The organism is Streptosporangium sp. NPDC053982 (assembly GCF_055585205.1).
Map to the genome: position 1 here is coordinate 206,764 of NZ_JBVJKQ010000016.1, position 17,433 is coordinate 224,196.

The window sequence follows — 17,433 nt, forward strand, 5'->3', positions numbered from 1 at the left end:
TGGGTTCCACGGAACGCCAGGGTTCCACGGAACGCCAGGGTTCCACGGAACGCCAGGGTTCCACGGAACGCCAGGGTTCCACGGAACGCCAGGGTTCCACGGAACGCCAGGGTTCCACGGAACGCCAGGGTTCCACGGAACGCCAGGGTTCCACGGAACGCCAGGGTTCCACGGAACGCCAGGGTTTCGCGGAACGCCGGGTTTTCGCGGAAACTGAACGGCATGACCCTCCTTGAGCAGACCATCACCGCGATCAGGCCCGCCGACCCCGCCGCGCTGGCCGCGGCCAGGTCCCACCAGGACAACCTGACCAAACCCCGCGGATCCCTGGGCGCCCTGGAGGAGGTGGCGGTACGGCTGGCCGGAGCCGCCGCGGTCAACCCGCCGCCGATGCCGTTCCCGGCGGCGCTGGCCATCTTCGCCGCCGACCACGGCGTCCACGCCCAGGGGGTGAGCCCGTGGCCGCGGGAGGTCACCGCCCAGATGGTCGGCAACTTCCTCGCGGGCGGCGCGGTGGCCAACGCCTTCGCGGCCCAGGTCGGCGCCTCGGTGACGGTCGTGGACGTCGGCGTCGCCGCCGACCTCGAACCGGCGCCGGGCCTGACGGTCAGCAAGGTCGCCTACGGCACCGCCGACATGTCGCAGGGGCCGGCGATGACCGCCGATCAGGCGGTCGCCGCCCTGGAAGCCGGAATCACCGTGGCCCGAGACCTCGTCGAGCACGGCGCCCGGTGCCTGGTCACCGGGGACATGGGCATCGCCAACACCACGGCCTCGGCCGCGTTGATCTGTGCCTTCACCGGCCGGGACCCGAACGTCGTGACCGGCAGGGGGACCGGCGTCGACGACGAGACGCTGGCACGGAAGGTCGCGGTGATCCGGCGCGCGCTGCGGATCAACGGCCTGGCCGCCGGCCCGGCGGAGAGCGCGGACGCCCTGGACGCTTCGGAGGGCTCGGGCCGCTCGGAGGGCTCGTGGAGCTCGGACGGTCGGGGCGGTCCTGAGGGCTCGGGCGGCCGGGAGGGCTCGGGCGGCGCGTCCGGCGAAGCGCCGGCGCGATCGGCGCTGGAGACGCTGGCCGCGGTCGGCGGGCTGGAGCACGCGGCGATCGCCGGGTTCATCCTGGGCGGGGCCGCCGCCCGGGTGCCGGTCATCCTCGACGGCGTCATCGCGGGCTCGGCCGCGCTCGCGGCCGCCGCGCTGGCCCCCGGCTCGGTGGACCACTGCGTCGCCGGACACCGCTCGGCCGAACCGGGCCACGCCGTCGCCCTCGATCATCTGGGCCTGCGGCCCCTGGTGGAGCTGGAGATGCGACTGGGGGAGGGGACCGGCGGGCTGCTCGCCCACCCGCTGGTCTGCGCCGCCGTCAGAGTGATGCACGAGGTCGCGACCTTCGACTCGGCCGGGGTCACGGACAAGGAGGCGTGAGCCTTCCCCGATCCGGTGATCGGTGCGGGGCCCGCCGTACCGATCACCGGAGGACCCGGTGAGCCTGGAAGAGGTCGGGAGACCGGGAGGCCGGAGGAGGCCGGAAGGTCGGGGAGACCGGGCGAGATCACGGAAGGCCGTCCGGAGATCGCCTGAGACCCCGGAGGGACCGTGCGAAGGTTCCGGAGAGACCACGCGGAGGTTCCGGGGAGATCACGGAAAACGGAGGTTCCGGGGGGAGCGGGAAGTCGTGGGGGCGACGGGGATGTGTTCCTTACCCTGTTGGGAACTCTGTTGGGGCGGAGGCAGTCAACTACACGTCACAAGCCGGTAGGTTTGCCTCCTGACGCTCCATGCCCACCGATCGACCGCGAACAGGAGATCTGCCGCATGTCGCCCTATCTGCTGGGTTTGCGCCTCTCCGGACGGCGGGTGCTCGTCGTGGGCGGTGGACGCGTCGCCCAGCGGCGGGTCCCGGCGCTGCTCGACGCCGGTGCGCTGGTCACCGTCATCTCTCCGGAGGTCACCCACGCCCTCGACGACCTCATCGCGGCCGGCCGCGTGATCTGGGAGGCCAGGCCGTACGAGGTGGGCGACCTGGACGGGGCCTGGCTGGTGCAGGCGTGCACCGACGACCGGGCGGTCAACGCGGCGGTGGCCGCCGAGGCCGAGGCCAAGCGGATCTGGTGCGTGCGCGCCGACGACAGGGAGGCCTCGGCGGCGTGGACCCCCGCCCGCGGACGGGTCGACGAGATCGACGTGGCGGTCACCGCCGGTGGTGATCCCCGCCGGGCGGCGGGGATCCGGGACGCCGTGGTGACGGCGTTGCGCGACGGCACGATCGACGCCCGGCGCGGCCGTACCAAACCGGTGGGTGTGGCGCTGGTCGGCGGGGGTCCCGGTGACCCGAGCCTGATCACGGTGCGCGGCCGGCAATTGCTCGCCCAGGCCGACGTGGTCGTCGCCGACCGGCTCGCGCCGCGCGCCCTGCTCGACGAGCTTCCCCCGGACGTCGAACTGATCGACGCCGCGAAGGTCCCCTACGGCCGGTCCATGCTCCAGGAGGAGATCAACGGACTGCTGGTCGAGCACGCCAAGCAGGGCAAATTCGTGGTCCGCCTCAAAGGGGGCGACCCATTCGTCTTCGGGCGCGGCGGAGAGGAACTGCTCGCCTGCGCCCGCGAAGGCATCCCGGTCATCGTCGTACCGGGCATCACCAGCCCCGTCGCGGTGCCCGCCGCGGCGGGTGTCCCGGTGACGCACCGCGGCGTCAGCCAGGAGTTCCACGTGGTGTCGGTCCATGTTCCGCCCGGCGATCCGCGATCGACCGTCGACTGGCCGAACCTGGCGGGTTCCAACGGAACCCTGGTGCTCATGATGGCCGTCGAACGAATCGGGATAATCGCCGAAACTCTTATCCATGAGGGACGTTCGCCGGAAACTCCCGTGATGGTGGTACAGGACGGTACTCTTCCCACCCAACGGGCTCTCCACGCGACGTTGTCCACCGTGGCGGAGCGCGTGACCGCGTCCGGGATCCGGCCACCTGCGATCGTGATCGTCGGCGATGTCGTGAAGGTCGGCCAGGAGGTCGATATGGTTCGAGCGGAGCGCGTACCGTGAAGTCGCCTGCCAACAGGCCCCCCCACCCGGACGAGCGTGATCGCCGAGTCGCCCGCGCCTCACGGGAGCCCTCCGGCGACGCCGCTCCGGACGACGCCGAGTCGCCCGGGGAGCAGACCCTCGCCTTCGGAGCCATCGACCCCGCCAAGGACCCCCGCGCGTCCGGCCGGCCCCCGGCCGTCGGGGACGCCGGCGGATCCACCGCCCCGCCCGCCGATGATCCGATGGCCGCCTTCCGTGCCGCCGCGGCGGCGGCCCAGGCGAGGATCGCGGCCCTGACCGGCGACGCGCCCGCGCCCCGCGAGGGCGCCGCGGGACCGCCCCCGCCGGGTGCGGGGCCTGCCCGTCATCCGGGGGGAACGCCCGCGCGGCCCGATGTTCCCGGACGGCCCGCGGACGCGCCTGCCCGGCCCTCGGGCGAGGTGCCCCCGCGGAGTGGGGCCGCCTCCCCGCCGGTGAACGGTCCCGCCGGCCCGCCGACGGGCGACCCGCTCGCGGACTTCCGCGCCGCCGCGACGGCCGACGACCCGATGGCCGCCTTCCGTGCCGCCGCGGCGGCGGCCCAGGCGAGGATCGCGGCCCTGACCGGCGACGCGCCCGCGTCGCCGGCGGGCGGTCATGAAGCCTCATCAGCCGCCCCCATGAGCAGCGCTCCCGTGGAGAAGGCCCCCGTGGGCGACGCCCCGGTCTCCTCTCCAGACTCTCCCGAGGGCGTGACCTCCGCAGGCTCTCCCGGGGCCTCTCCGGGCTCTCCCGAGGGTGCGACCTCCGCGCCTCCCTCCCCGGACCGGTCCGGGGAGGCGTCCACGTCCGCCCGCATCGACGACGCAGGCGAGGGTCCCGGCGAGAACGGGGAGACCACCGGGGCCGCGCCCGCTCACGTCGTGGCCGGCCCGGCCGACGGCCCGGACCTCGTCGGCGACTCGGACCGCGTGGACGACTCGGACCATGCAGACGACTCGGACCGCGTGGACGACTCGGCTCCCGTACACGATCAGGTCCTCGCGGATGTCCAGGACCCCGTCGCGTCCGAGGCCGTACCCGCCGCTGAGCCCGTGCGTGACCGGACTTCCGGGGACGTCCGGGATCCCGTCGTCTCCGAGGCCGTACCCGATTCGGAGCCCGTCGTGTCCGGGGCCGCGCAGGTCCCGGACATCGCGCGGGTCCCGGACCCCGCGCAGGTCTCGGACCCCGAGCAGGTCCCGGATCCCGCGCGTGGTCCGGGCCTCGGAGAGGACTCGGAGCCCGTCCGGGATCCGGCGCCCGATGAGGGCTCGGTCGCCGCACACGACCCGCGTTCCGTGCGCGACCCGGGTCCTGCGCCTGCCCCGGGTCCTGCGCCCGCCCCGCGTTCCGCGCCTGCCCCGGGTCCTGCGCCCGCCCCGCGTTCCGCGCCTGCCCCGGGTCCTGCGCCCGCCCCGCGTTCCGCGGACGGCCCGGACCGGATGCGGGAGACCCCGCTGCCCGACGCCGCCGCCGGCCTCCTGAGCCGCGCGCTGACCGCCGTGCGCGAGGGCGTCACCGGCCTGAGGTTCGGCCTCGACCTCCCCGGGGCCGAGGAATCGCGGCGGGCTCAGGAGGAGGTCCTCGCCCAGCTCGACGACTACGTGATCCCCCGGGTCCGTACGAGCACCGCCCCCGCGCTGGTGGTCATCGCGGGCTCGACCGGCGCGGGCAAGTCCACACTGCTCAACACCCTGTCCGGGGCCCGGGTCAGCCCCACCGGCGTGCGCCGTCCGACCACCGCCACCCCGGTTCTCGCCTGTCACCCCGACGACCGGGACTGGTTCGCCAAGGGCGACGTGCTGGGAAGCCTGCGCAGGCAGGAGACCGTCCCGGCCGCGGTCGGCCGTGACTCCCTGGTGCTCGCTCCCGCGGAGGGTCTTCCGGCGGGCATGGCCCTGCTCGACACCCCGGACATCGACTCGGTCGTCGAGGAGCACCACGAGATCGCCCACCGCATGCTCGACGTGGGCGATTTATGGATATTTGTCACCACAGCGACTCGTTACGCCGACGCCCCGGCGTGGCGACTGCTGCGTCTGGCCAAGGAGCGCGGGGCCGAGCTGGCCATCGTGCTCTCCCGGGTGCCGCCCAGGTCGCGTGACGTGGTCACCAAGCACTTCTTCAGGATGCTGGCCGAGTACGGCCTGGGCGACGTCGAGCGCTTCGTCGTCGAGGAGAGCAAGGTCACCGGCGGCATGCTCCCCGCCCACGAGGTCGCCGAGCTCCGCGACTGGCTGACCGGGCTGTCCATCGACGAACAGCGCCGGGCGCGCGCCGTACAGGCGACGTTGTCCGGCGTGCTCGACAGTTTCCGCACCCGGATGCCCGCGCTGGCCCGGCAACTGGAGTTCCAGGTCGCGTTCCGGGGAGAGCTCCGCCGGGACGTGGACGCCGTCTACGGCGGGGCGCTGGCCGCGATCGAGAAGGCGACCGGCGACGGCTCGTTGCTCTGCGGCGAGGTGCTCGCCCGCTGGCAGGACTTCGCGGGCTCGGGCGACCTCATGCGGACCCTGCACCTGCGCAGGCCCGGTCGGTTCGCGGGCAAGGCGGACCGGCAGGCCCCCGAGCGGATCACCGCGCTGAAGGCGGCGCTCCGGGCGGGCCTGGAGTCCGTCGTCATCTCGGCGGCGCAGCGGGCCTCCGAGGAGGCCGTCTCCCGCTGGTCGCAGCGGCCCGGCACGGAGAAGATCCTGGCGGTCGCCCCGGATCTCGGCCGCGCCTCCGACGACCTGGCGCGCAGGACCGGCCGTACCATCGCCGCCTGGCAGGACCACATCGTCGAGCTGATCCGCACCGAGGGCGTGAGCAAGCGGTCGGTGGCGCGGCTGGTCTCGTTCGACGTCGAGTCGCTGGCGCTGGTCTTCACGGTGGGCCTCCTCGGGCACGGTCCGGCGGAGGCCGCCGGGCCCGGTTCGGGAACCCTGCCGCAACGGCTCGTCAACGCCCTGCTGGGTGCCGAGTCGGTGCGGACCATCGGCGCCAGGGCCCGCAGCGACCTGCACGCCCGGATCGGCGCGATCTTCGACGACGAGACGTCGCGTCACACCCGGGTCCTCGACGGCGCGGGTGTGCCGGACGAGTCCGCCGCCACCCGCCTCTACCAGGCGGCGTACAACCTTGAAGTGGTCCGCGCGGGGCGAGGTGCCCCCGCGGTGAACGAGGAACGGTAAGCGAGCGATGACCACCGTTGGCACCACCCGTACCCGGCAGGGAATCGGCGTCAGGCTCGCCGCACTGGCCCGGGTCGTGGAGCTGGGACCGGACAGGGTCGATCCCGAGATCCTCAGCGGCTCGGGGCGACTGCTGCTGCGCGCCGGAGACCGGCTCAAGCTCTCCTCCGAGCACACCGTGGTCGCGCTCGCCGGAGGCACGGGGAGCGGCAAGTCGACCCTGTTCAACGCGGTCTCCGGTCTGGAGCTGTCGCCGACCGGGGTCCGCCGCCCCACGACGGCCCGTACCCACGCCTGCGTGTGGGGCCTGGACGGCGCCGGTCCGCTGCTCGACTGGCTGCAGATCCAGTGGCGGCACCGTTTCGCCAGGGCCAGCGCGCTGGACCGGGGGGAGGGCCGGTTGCACGGGCTGATCCTGCTCGACCTGCCCGACCACGACTCCATCCGGGCGCTCACCGATACCGAGGCGGACCGGCTCATCCAGATCGCCGACCTCGTGGTGTGGGTGCTCGACCCGCAGAAGTACGCCGACGCCTCCACCCATCGCCGCTACGTCACCGAGCTGGCCGGGCACGACGCGGTGACGATCTTCGTGCTCAACCAGGCCGACCGCCTGGAGCCGGAGGAGCGGGCCGAGTGCGTCTCCGACCTGGCGGACCTGCTGCGCCGCGAAGGGGTCACCGACCCCGTCATCGTCACCACCTCCGCGCTCACCGGGGAGGGCGTCGATGAGCTGAAGGCCGTCCTCGCCGAGACCGTCACAAGGCGCCGTGCGGCGGTCCAGCGCATCGAGGCCGACCTGGACCGGCTCACCGCGCGGCTGACGAAGGCCATGCCCGCGGAGGGAGCCCCGGCCGCCGCCGCGTCCGTCGACGAGGCCCGCAGGATCGGCCTGACCGACGCCCTCTGCGACGCCGTCGGCGTGCCCGCCGTCGGAGAGGCCATGGAGAACGTGTACGGCGTGCGGGCGACGGAGTGGCTGGGCTGGCCGTACGCCCGCTGGACCGCCGCGCTCCGGCCCGACCCGCTGAGCAGCCTGCGCCTGGGCGGGCTGAAGGAGGAGATCCGCGGTCTGACCGGGGGCGCGGTCAGCGCCCAGCCCGCCGAGGTGGACAACGCGGTGCACGCCCTGGCCGACGGCCTGACCACCGGCATGCACGAGGCGTGGCGCAACGGGATCAGGGACGCGGCGCGTTCCCACGCGGACCGGCTTCCCGGGGTGCTCTCCGAGGAGCTGTCGGAGGTCGCGCCGCGCCTCGACCGGGTCCCCGCCTGGTGGCGGCTGGCGCGGGTCTGGCAGTACCTGCTCGTCCTGCTCTTCGTGGCCGGTCTCGCCTGGGCGGGTACGGCTCTCGCCTACGGAGTGTTCGGCGCGGGGAAGCCGCCCGCGGCGCTGGAGTTCTTCGCGGACGCGGCCTCGCTGCCGTGGGTGGGGCTGATGATGTTCTCGGTCCTGGGGCTCGGCCTGCTCTCCGCCACGGCCGCCCGCAACATCGTCGCGATGCGGGCGGAGAACGAGCGGGAGCGCCTGGAACGGGAGATGCGCCGCAGGGTGGCCGCGGTGGCCGGAGAGCTGGTGATCGATCCGGTGGAGAAGGAACTGAGCAGGTACAACGAGTTCTACGCCGCCATGCGCGGCGTCCAGGGGTGACGTCTTCCGTTCTCTGTGGGGCCGGGGTTGTCCACAGGGCCGGGGCGTGATCACGCGGTCATCCACAGAACGACGTTCGGAGACCCGTGCCGATGGCGGCACGGGCCATCGTGTCCTCAGGCCGCGGGCAGCCCGCCCGCCTTCACGGGAGATCACGATGAACGACATCCAGATCACGCTGACCGGCAACGTCGCGGCGCCGCCGCGCCAGCACACCTTCCCCGACGGAAGCCGGGTCACCTCGCTCAAGGTCGCCTCGACCAGTCGTTACTTCGACAGGGACAACCAGCAGTGGTGCAACGGCGAGACGACGTACTTCGGCGTCCGCTGCTTCCGCGGGCTCGCTGACAACGTCGCCCAGTCGGTACGGCTCGGCCAGCCGATCGTCGTGCAGGGGCGGTTGCGGATACGCGAGTTCGTCCACGAGGGCGAGCGTCGTTTCATGCCCGAGGTGGAGGCCAACTCACTCGGCCACGACCTGCGTTGGGGCCTCGGGAGCTTCACCAAGCCGATGCGGGGCGGGAACGCCCCGTCGCTGGGCCGCGACGAGCGGAGCGAGCTCGACCACGGGACGCACGACTGGGCCATGGGCGGTACGGCGGCCCTCACGTCCGCACCCGTTCCCGGTGCCGCGGCGGGATCCGTCCCGGACGCCGTGACGCCGTCCGTTCCGGGCACCGCGGCGGTGTCCTCTCCCGGAGCCCTCACGCTGGTCCGGTCCGGCGACGGCGCCGCGGGCGGCCAGGATCCGGCAGGGCACGACGCGACCGTTGGGACGGGGGCGGAGAGGACCGGCATGGAGGAGGCCGGCGCGGAGGCCGTCGTGAAATCCACCGGGGACTCCACCGTGGAGTCCCCGGTGGAGCGGGCCGGGGAGGAGGTCACAGGCGCGGAGCGGGCCGCCGGTGAGGGTGCCGCTGTGGAGAGGGCCGGCGGGGAGGCCCCCGGCGAGGCCGCGCGGAAGCCGTCAGGACGGAGATCCCAGAGGCGGGAGTCACCGGTGCCGGAGGAGACGGACGAGACGCCGTGGCCCGTCGAGGTGCGCGCGGCGGCCTGAACCGGTGATCGGATCGGCCTGAGCGTGATGCCTGCCGGGCGGGTGTTCCGCTACGGTTCCCCGGCGCGGCAGGCATCATAGGCCAGGAGCGCGCCGAGCCGGTGAAGGCGATGTTTCCGAGGTGGCCGACCGCGCCTCCCCTCGGGAGCGAGGATCATGATCCGCCGTTACATCGCCTGGCGCGACCGCAACGCCGGCGACTCCCGCCTACGGAGGATCGTCAACAGGGCGGACGTGGCCTGACGCGGCATAGCTCAGTCGGCCAAGGCGGCGACCAGCCGTGTGACCAGTGTGCGCGTCTCCTCGACCGACCTGAGCACCGTCGCGGGAATGCGGCAGGTGGTCGAGGAGGTGACGGCGACCACCGAGGCCGTGGACGGGCTGGTGCTCGCGGCCCAGCGTTTCCGCCCCAGGCGCGAAGAGACGGCGGACGGGCTGGAATTCACCTTCGCGCTCGCCTACCTGAGCCGCTTCGTCATCGGCCATGACCTGATGGGACACCTGGAACGCGCCGAGGCGCCCGTCGTGATGAACATCGCCGGACCCGGCGGCTTGCCGGGTCGCATCAACTGGGACGACCTCCAATGGCGCGAAGGCTATACGGGGATGCGCGCGGCGATGCAGTCCTCTCGCTGCAACGACCTGCTGGGAACCGCCTTCCCCGCCCGCTACCCGGCCGCTCGCACGCGCTATGTCCTCTACAACCCCGGCTTCGTGAACACGGGCATGGCCGACCCGTTGCCGCAGCCCATGCGTGCCGTCACCAAGGCGCTCGCCCGGCTCTTCGCGATGCCGGTCGGCAAGGCGATCGTGCCGATCGCCGCACTGCTGGACGCCGCGCCGGGACCCGCCCTCACCGCCTGCATGCGCGGCAGACCGTTGTCGCTGACCGGCAAGGATTTCGACCCGGCCGCCGCTGCACGCCTCGATCGCATGACGACGGACATCCTCGGGCAGATCACTACAACTCGGTGACCCCTCGTGGCGGCCCCACGGTAGTCCGGGAAGCGAGCTTCCCGCTCGGCTTTCCCGCGGAGGCGTTCCGGTCTGGCAGAGGTGTTCTCCGGATGACGAGGTTCCCGCGGTGGGCTTCCGGTGCCGGGCGGTGTCCCCGGGAGACCCGAGGGGTGAGGGGGCATCGGCCGGACGCGGCCGGTGCTCCGCCGGGAGGGCGGTGGCGCCGGTGGAGACGGCCCGATGGTCTTGCCCGTGCCAGATGCCGGAGCACCTGTCAGGTCCAGGTCACACCCCGCAGCATGGCTGCTCCTTTCCCACGCGGTCCGCTCGGCGGGGAGCGGGTCCTTTCGCTCGCGGGCCGTCGAGACACGCGCCCACCCGCTCAAGGTAGCGGTTCCCGTCGCGCGCCGCACACTCCGCAACTATCGTGTTACACATCGTTAGTCGGAGAAGGGGGCGACATGACGGCACCCGGTCACACCTCGGTCAAACCGCGTGACGGTGTGACGGCCTTGGCTGATCGCTGGCCCTTGCTTGGGCAGCGCCGTCCACTGGTCGTCTATCTTTGCGCGATCGTAGCGCTCGATTTCCTCGCCGTCGGCTTCTTCGCCGTCTCGACGGACTTCCGCTGGCACGACGTGCTCACCTTCACCGCGCTGATGGCGTGCGGAGCCGTCTGCATCGAGGCGACCCGCAGGCTCGGCATGCCCGCCGGCGTCTCGCGCGACCTGCTGTCGGCCTGGTGGCTGCCCGTCGCGTTGCTGCTGCCTCCGGTGTACGCGCTGCTGTCGCCGATCCCGCTCCAGATCCTGCTGCAGAAGCGCGTGCGCGAGACGGTGGCCTACCGGCGGGTCTTCAGCTCGGCCGCCATCGGCCTGGCCGCGTGCTCGGCCTCGGTGCTGTTCCACTCCGTCGTGGGCGATCTGAGCGCGCTGACCACCGGGGCAGGGGTGCCGATCCTCGTCGCCGTGGGGTGCGCGGCCCTGTTCACGGTGCTCAACACCGCGTTGATCGCCATCGCCGCGCACGCGGCGGCGCCCGACAGCCGGTGGAGGGAGGTGCTGTGGAACCGGGAGAACCTGCTGCTCGACGTGGTCGAGCTGTGCGTCGGCATCCTCGTCGCGATCACCTGCGGGCTGAACCTCGCCCTGCTGGTGCTGGCACTGCCGCCGGTGATGCTGCTCCAGCGCAGCCTGCTGCACGCCCAGCTCCAGGCCGCGGCCCGCACCGACCCGAAGACCGGCCTGCTCAACGCGGCGGCCTGGCAGCGCGAGGCCGACACCGAGATCGTCCGGGCCCGACGCACGGGGGAGACGCTGGCCCTGCTGATCGTGGACATCGACCACTTCAAGCGGGTCAACGACACCTACGGCCACCTGGTCGGCGACCAGGTGCTGGCCGGCGTCGCCTCGACCATCCGCAGCCAGCTGCGGGACTACGACGTGGTGGGCCGGTTCGGAGGCGAGGAGTTCGTCGTCCTGCTGCCCCGGGCCGATGTGACCGAGGCGCGCAGGGTCGCCGAGCGGCTGCGGTCCCGCATCGGGCGGATGGCGGTCCCCGCCGACGACAATCTCGTCACGGTGACGATCTCCGCCGGCGTCGCGATCATGAGCATGCACGGAGACGACCTGATCGAGTTGCTCGCCGCCGCGGACCTCGCTCTTTACCAGGCCAAGGAGATGGGCCGCGACCGGATCTGCCTTCCCGTCGCCGTGATTCCCCGGCCCACCGGCCCCGGACCCCGGCCGCCCCTAGCAAAGCCCGAGAGGCCCTAAGCTAGAAGTCATGCCGGAGTACATCTATACATTGCAGCGCGTGCGCAAGGCGCACGGCGACAAGGTCGTCCTCGACGACGTCACCTTGTCGTTCCTGCCGGGCGCCAAGATCGGCGTCCTGGGCCCCAACGGCACCGGAAAGTCGACGCTGCTGAAGATGATGGCGGGTCTGGAGCAGCCGTCCAACGGCGACGCCCGGCTCATGCCCGGCTTCACCGTCGGCATGCTCCAGCAGGAGCCCCCGCTGAACGAGTCGAAGACCGTGCTCGGCAACGTCGAGGAGGGCGTCGCCGAGACCAAGGCCATGCTCGACCGGTTCAACGAGATCAGCGAGCTGATGGCCACCGACTACAGCGACGAGCTGCTGGAGGAGATGGGCAAGCTCCAGGAGGTCATCGACCACCGCAACGCGTGGGATCTCGACAGCCAGCTCGAACAGGCGATGGACGCCCTGCGCTGCCCGCCCCCGGACGCCGACGTCACCACGCTCTCCGGTGGTGAGCGCCGCCGGGTCGCGCTGTGCAAACTGCTGCTGGAGCAGCCCGACCTGCTGCTGCTCGACGAGCCCACCAACCACCTCGACGCCGAGAGCGTCCAGTGGCTGGAGTCGCACCTGGAGAAATACCCCGGCACCGTCCTGGCCGTCACCCACGACCGTTACTTCCTGGACAACGTCGCCACCTGGATCCTGGAGCTCGACCGCGGCCGTTGCCACCCCTACGAGGGCAACTACTCCACCTACCTCGAGGCCAAGGCCGCCCGGCTCAAGCTGGAGGGTCAGAAGGACGCCAAGCGCAAGAAGCGCCTGGAGGAGGAGCTGGAGTGGGTCCGCTCCAACGCCAGGGCCCGCCAGACCAAGAGCAGGGCGCGTCTGCAGCGCTACGAGGAGATGGCCGCCGAGGCCGACAAGTACCGGAAGCTGGACTTCGAGGAGATCCAGATCCCGCCGGGCCCGCGCCTGGGCACCACGGTCATCCGTGCGGAGAACCTCACCAAGGGCTTCGGTGACCGTGTCCTGATGGACGACCTGTCGTTCGACCTGCCCCGCAACGGCATCGTCGGCGTCATCGGTCCCAACGGCGTCGGCAAGACCACCCTGTTCCGGATGATCACCGGGGGGGAGACGCCGGACAGCGGGAAGATCGTCGTCGGTGAGACCGTCCAGATCTCCTACGCCGACCAGAGCCGCGGAGGCATCGACCCGCAGAAGAACGTCTGGGAGGTCGTCTCCGACGGGCTCGACCACATCAAGGTCGGCCAGGTGGAGATGCCGTCGCGCGCCTACATCGCCGCGTTCGGCTTCAAGGGCCCGGACCAGCAGAAGAAGGCCGGTGTCCTGTCCGGTGGCGAGCGCAACCGGCTCAACCTGGCCCTGACCCTCAAGCAGGGCGGCAACGTGCTGCTGCTGGACGAGCCCACCAACGACCTCGACACCGAGACGCTCTCCAGCCTGGAGAACGCGCTGCTCGAGTTCCCGGGCTGCGCGGTCATCACCTCGCACGACCGGTGGTTCCTCGACCGCATCGCCACCCACATCCTGGCGTGGGAGGGCGACTCCGACTGGTTCTGGTTCGAGGGCAACTTCGCCGACTACGAGAAGAACAAGGTCGAGCGCCTGGGGGCCGACGCGGCGCGTCCGCACCGAGTCACCTACCGCAAGCTCACCCGCGACTGACGCGGAACGGCATGAGGCGGCCCGCCGCACCCCGTACGGGGAGCGGCGGGCCGCCTCATGCGTCCTGGCCGTCTCGCGATTCCGAGCCGTCTCCGCCTCCGGCTGTCTCACGCCTCCGGCCGTCTCGTACGGCGAGACGGCCTCGCGTGCCCGGGTGGCTTCACGCGTCCGGGTGGCCTCGCGCGTCCGGGCCCGGCCGCCCGCCGGGTCAGGGCGTGTGCAGCCAGGCGGCGGTGTCCGGGGGGAGCAGATAGCCGTCCACCGGCGCGCTGCCGATCAGCACGTGCTCGTGCGGGGGAAGCGGCACCGGCTCGGTGCCGCAGTTGAGGACGCACGTCAGCGGGCCGCGGGTGAAGGCGAGGGCGTCCTCGGGGGAGTCGAGCCAGGTGATCCCGCCGGGCAGGGCGCCGCGCAGCTCGCGCCGGGCGCGCAGCGCCTCCTTGTAGAAGTGCAGGGTCGATCCCGGGTCGGCGGTCTGCCGTTCGGCGGTCAGCGCGGCCCAGTCGCCCGGCTGCGGCAGCCACGCCCCCGCCCCGTCGGGTGAGAAGCCGTACGGCGCGGCCGTACCTGACCAGGGCAGTGGCACCCGGCACCCGTCCCGGCCCGGCAGCGAACCCTCGGAGCGGCGGAAGACGGGGTCCTGGCGCACCTCCGGGGGAAGATCCTTGACCTCGGGGAGTCCGAGTTCCTCCCCCTGGTACAGATATGCCGACCCCGGCAGGGCCAGCATGGCGAGCAGGGCGGCCCTGGCGCGGGCCAGGCCGGCCGTGGAGTTCGCCAGACCCTCGCCGTACCGGGTGACGTGGCGGACCACGTCGTGGTTGGACAGCACCCACGTCGGAGCGGTCACCGCGGCCAGGGTGTCGTCGATGACCTTCCGGAACGCCGTGGCCGACCACGGCGCCTCCAGCCAGGCGAAGTTGAAGCTCTGGTGCAGCTCGTCGGGACGCAGGTACAGGGCGAGGTCCTCGGCGGAGTCGGTCCATACCTCGCCGATCGCCATCCGCTCCCCGGGGTAGGAGTCGAGGACCTTGCGCCACTCCCGGTACACCTCGTGCACCTCGGGGCGCCCCCAGATCGGCGACTCGGACCGGAACGCCTGGTCCTCGGGGGGCAGGTCGGGCAGGCCGTCGGCCTTGTAGAGGCCCATCGCCACATCGATCCGGAACCCGTCCACCCCGCGGTCCAGCCAGAACCTCAGCACGTCGAGGAACTCGGCGTGCACGTCGGGGTGGCGCCAGTTGAAGTCGGGCTGCTCCGGCGCGAACAGGTGGAGGTACCACTGCCCGTCGGGGGTCTTCGTCCACGCGGGGCCGCTGAAGGTCGACTGCCAGTTGTTGGGCGGCTCGTCCCCGCCGTCGCGGAAGACGTAGCGGTCCCGGCCCTCACCTCGCAGCGCCGCCCTGAACCAGGGGTGCTCGGAGGAGCTGTGGTTGGGCACGATGTCGACGATCACCCGCAGTCCCAGCGCGTGCGCGTCGCTCACGAGCGCGTCGAAGTCGGCCAGGGTGCCGAACAGCGGGTCGACGTCACGGTAGTCGGCGACGTCGTAGCCGCCGTCGGCCATGGGGGAGGGGTAGAAGGGGGTCAGCCAGATCGCGTCCACGCCGAGCTCGGCGAGGTAGGGAAGACGCTGCCTTATGCCGGGCAGATCGCCGACGCCGTCTCCTGAGGCGTCGGCGAAGCTGCGAACATAGATCTCGTAGACGACGGCATCACGCCACCAGGGGATTTCCATGTGCTTGGATTGCCCTGGCCCGATGCGGTTTATGCGTCGGAGACCCTGCCGTTACCACCCCGTCGGTCAGACGCCCGGCGCGTTGACCATGCTGTGGGCGGCGTACACCAGGTAGTCCCACAGGCGCTTCTCCGCCTCCTCGGGGAGCTCCAGCGAGACCACCGCGTCGTGCATGTGCCGCAGCCAGGCGTCGCGTTCGGCCGGGCCGATGACGAACGGGTTGTGCCGCATCCGCAGCCGCGGGTGGCCGCGCTGCGCGCTGTAGGTGTTCGGGCCGCCCCAGTACTGCATCAGGAAGAGGGTGAGCCGGTCCTCGGCCCCGGCGAGGTCCTCTTCGGGGTAGAGCGGCCACAGCAGCGGGTCTTTCACGACGCCTTCGTAGAAGCGGTGGACGAGACGGCGGAAGGTCTCCTCGCCGCCGACGGCGTCGTAGAAGGACTGTGGTTCCTCGGGGATAGCGGACACGGCTCCAAGCCTAAGCGACGCCGGACCCGGACGGCGTCAGCCGGCGATCGTGATGGCCGCGCGATCCAGGGCCGACTTGACCCGGAGGCGGAGCTCGCGGGCGATCTCGGACTGCCGGGAGGGGATCGTCTTGGCGCTGATCCGGAAGACGATCGCGGTGTCGGAGATCTGCTCGATGCCCCAGACCTGCGGCTCCTCGACCAGGATGACGTCGCGGTAGGCGGGGTCGCCCCACATGTCGTCGACCACCTGCTGGAGCAGCTCCCGGACCGCGGGGATGTCGGAGGCGTAGGCCACCGGGACGTCCACGACGGCGCGGGCCCACCCCTGCGACTCGTTGCCGATCCGGACGATGGTGCCGTTGCGGATGTACCAGACCCGGCCGTCGCTGTCGCGCAGCCGGGTGATGCGCAGGGTGACCGCCTCGACGGTGCCGGCGGCGGCGCCCGCGTCGATCACGTCGCCCACGCCGTACTGGTCCTCCAGGAGCATGAACATGCCGGCGATGAAATCCTTGACGAGTTCCTGGGCGCCGAAGCCCACGGCCACGCCGACGATGCCGACGCTGGTGAGCAGGGGCGCGATGGGGACCGACAGCCGGTCCAGGACGGTCAGCACGGCGGTGCCGAGGATGACGACCGAGGCGACCGACCGCAGCACCGAGCCGATGGTCTCCGCCCGCTGCCGGCGCCGCTCGGCGGCGACCGCGTCGAGACCCTCCAGCGGGATGTTCTGCTTGCCGCGCAACCGGCCGGCGATCGAGCCGCCGTTGGAGGCGGAGGCGCGGCGCACCACCCGGGTGATCAGGCGGTTGGCGACGTTCCGGGTGATCAGTGCGACGAGCACGACGAGAACGATGGCGATCGCGCCGGCGACCGCGGGCGCCCAGGCGGCGGGCAGGACGGACTGCATGAGACTGCAGATTAGCCCTCCACCGTTCTCACATCCCTTGGTAAGGCCCGCACTCATGTCGAGAAGTTGTTCCACTCCTGGCACGTCGGTGGGCGCCGGAGTGGGAGTGGGGGCGGGGGCGAGCAGGAACACGGAGTGGATCCCTCCCGGATCGGGTCGGTAGGCGAAACGGGCAACTCGCGTTGCCAGTCCATATTGCCGACCGATCCGGCCGCCGTCACATCGCGCCGGGGAAGACGGGGACGCCCGGACCGGGGCCGCGGGGGCGGATCCGGAGACGGCCCGGTGGCGGACGGCCCGGCCGGGGCACGCACCCGGAAGCGTGTCCCGTGCCGTTCCCGGGAGGGATCCCTCCGGCCTCCGCCCGGACGGATCCGGGCGGTGGCTTCGTGGACGCCGTGGGAGGGGACGCGGCGGAAGGGGGCGCCGGTCTCTCCTTCACGGCGGATTTCGGGGAGGTCGGCGGGGTGCCCAGCGTCCGAGGACGCTCCGCACCGGATCACCCCGCCGCCCCCGTCGGACCGCGGTGGGCGCGGCGGACGCGGACGGCTGCGACCCCGTCCCCGCCCGCCGCCGGTGTCACTCCCCCACCGCGGCGAGCACTCGTGCGACCTTGGTCGCCGCACCGGCGGGATCCTCGACCGTGTGCATCCGCTCTCCCCAGGACCACCAGTAGTACACGTCCGGGGGGAAGGGGCTCGTGGCCGGCTGCGCCCGGCAGGTGACGTTCTCCGCCAGGCTGGTCGCGTTCGGGTTGATCACGCGGACAAAGGGGCGACCCGATCGGGTACGCACCAATCGTGCGTGTAGTCCTCGGGAGTCAAGTTCTGACACCAATCGCTCTAGGTGTCCGAAGTCGTCTTCCCCCACCTCGTCCCCTCCTCGTTTTCCGGTCGATACCGCACCGAATCCGGTTCGCCTAGCTGTGCGAATCGGCGCTGGTTGGCCAAAGATGACTCACCAGTCGTGAAGGGTC

Annotated in this window: 13 protein-coding genes; 8 read left to right on the plus strand and 5 right to left on the minus strand. The window is 72.1% G+C overall.

Annotation, left to right across the window (positions count from 1 at the left end; translation table 11 throughout):
* Positions 1–224 (minus strand): hypothetical protein (locus ACZ6W9_RS28705; protein ID WP_470120525.1); only part of this gene is annotated, 224 nt, incomplete at its 3' end.
* Between ACZ6W9_RS28705 and ACZ6W9_RS28710 the strand changes: the two genes are divergently transcribed.
* From ACZ6W9_RS28710 to ettA, 8 genes are all read left to right on the plus strand, one after another.
* Positions 223–1,428, plus strand: coding sequence for a nicotinate-nucleotide--dimethylbenzimidazole phosphoribosyltransferase (locus tag ACZ6W9_RS28710; RefSeq protein ID WP_389966037.1), 1,206 nt, complete (start codon positions 223–225; stop codon positions 1,426–1,428). The two genes, ACZ6W9_RS28705 and ACZ6W9_RS28710, sit on opposite strands and share 2 nt — an antisense overlap.
* Positions 1,429–1,818: 390 nt before the next feature.
* Positions 1,819–3,051, plus strand: a complete 1,233-nt coding sequence (gene cobA / locus ACZ6W9_RS28715) for a uroporphyrinogen-III C-methyltransferase (protein WP_389966034.1) — start codon at positions 1,819–1,821, stop codon at positions 3,049–3,051.
* 1,445 nt (positions 3,052–4,496) lie between these two features.
* Positions 4,497–6,227, plus strand: coding sequence for a GTPase (locus tag ACZ6W9_RS28720; RefSeq protein WP_389966031.1), 1,731 nt, complete (start codon positions 4,497–4,499; stop codon positions 6,225–6,227).
* 7 nt (positions 6,228–6,234) lie between these two features.
* Complete coding sequence (locus ACZ6W9_RS28725) at positions 6,235–7,878, plus strand: YfjP family GTPase (protein ID WP_470120527.1); 1,644 nt, start codon at positions 6,235–6,237, stop codon at positions 7,876–7,878.
* A gap of 157 nt (positions 7,879–8,035) precedes the next feature.
* Positions 8,036–8,935, plus strand: a complete 900-nt coding sequence (locus tag ACZ6W9_RS28730; RefSeq protein WP_389966026.1) for a single-stranded DNA-binding protein — start codon at positions 8,036–8,038, stop codon at positions 8,933–8,935.
* A gap of 282 nt (positions 8,936–9,217) precedes the next feature.
* Positions 9,218–9,910, plus strand: a complete 693-nt coding sequence (locus tag ACZ6W9_RS28735) for a Rossmann-fold NAD(P)-binding domain-containing protein (RefSeq protein ID WP_389966023.1) — start codon at positions 9,218–9,220, stop codon at positions 9,908–9,910.
* Positions 9,911–10,404: 494 nt separating this feature from the next.
* The gene (locus ACZ6W9_RS28740) at positions 10,405–11,667 is read left to right on the plus strand and encodes a GGDEF domain-containing protein (RefSeq protein WP_389966020.1); all 1,263 of its coding nucleotides are present in this window, start codon (positions 10,405–10,407) and stop codon (positions 11,665–11,667) included.
* Between the two features lie 10 nt (positions 11,668–11,677).
* Entirely contained in the window at positions 11,678–13,342 is a 1,665-nt protein-coding gene (gene ettA / locus ACZ6W9_RS28745; protein ID WP_389966017.1) for an energy-dependent translational throttle protein EttA, read from the plus strand.
* Positions 13,343–13,550: 208 nt separating this feature from the next.
* On the opposite strand, the gene ACZ6W9_RS28750 is transcribed toward ettA, so the two are convergent.
* The 4 genes from ACZ6W9_RS28750 to ACZ6W9_RS28765 form a co-directional block, all read right to left on the minus strand.
* Entirely contained in the window at positions 13,551–15,080 is a 1,530-nt protein-coding gene (locus ACZ6W9_RS28750; protein WP_470120530.1) for a glycoside hydrolase family 13 protein, read from the minus strand.
* Positions 15,081–15,146: 66 nt separating this feature from the next.
* Entirely contained in the window at positions 15,147–15,545 is a 399-nt protein-coding gene (locus tag ACZ6W9_RS28755) for a globin (protein WP_362930306.1), read from the minus strand.
* Between the two features lie 36 nt (positions 15,546–15,581).
* Positions 15,582–16,457 carry a mechanosensitive ion channel family protein gene (locus tag ACZ6W9_RS28760; RefSeq protein ID WP_389966010.1) on the minus strand — a complete coding sequence of 292 codons (876 nt, stop codon included), beginning with the start codon at positions 16,455–16,457 and terminating at the stop codon, positions 15,582–15,584.
* Positions 16,458–17,036: 579 nt separating this feature from the next.
* Positions 17,037–17,219 carry a hypothetical protein gene (locus ACZ6W9_RS28765; protein WP_362930310.1) on the minus strand — a complete coding sequence of 61 codons (183 nt, stop codon included), beginning with the start codon at positions 17,217–17,219 and terminating at the stop codon, positions 17,037–17,039.
* Positions 17,220–17,433: the final 214 nt, after the last annotated feature.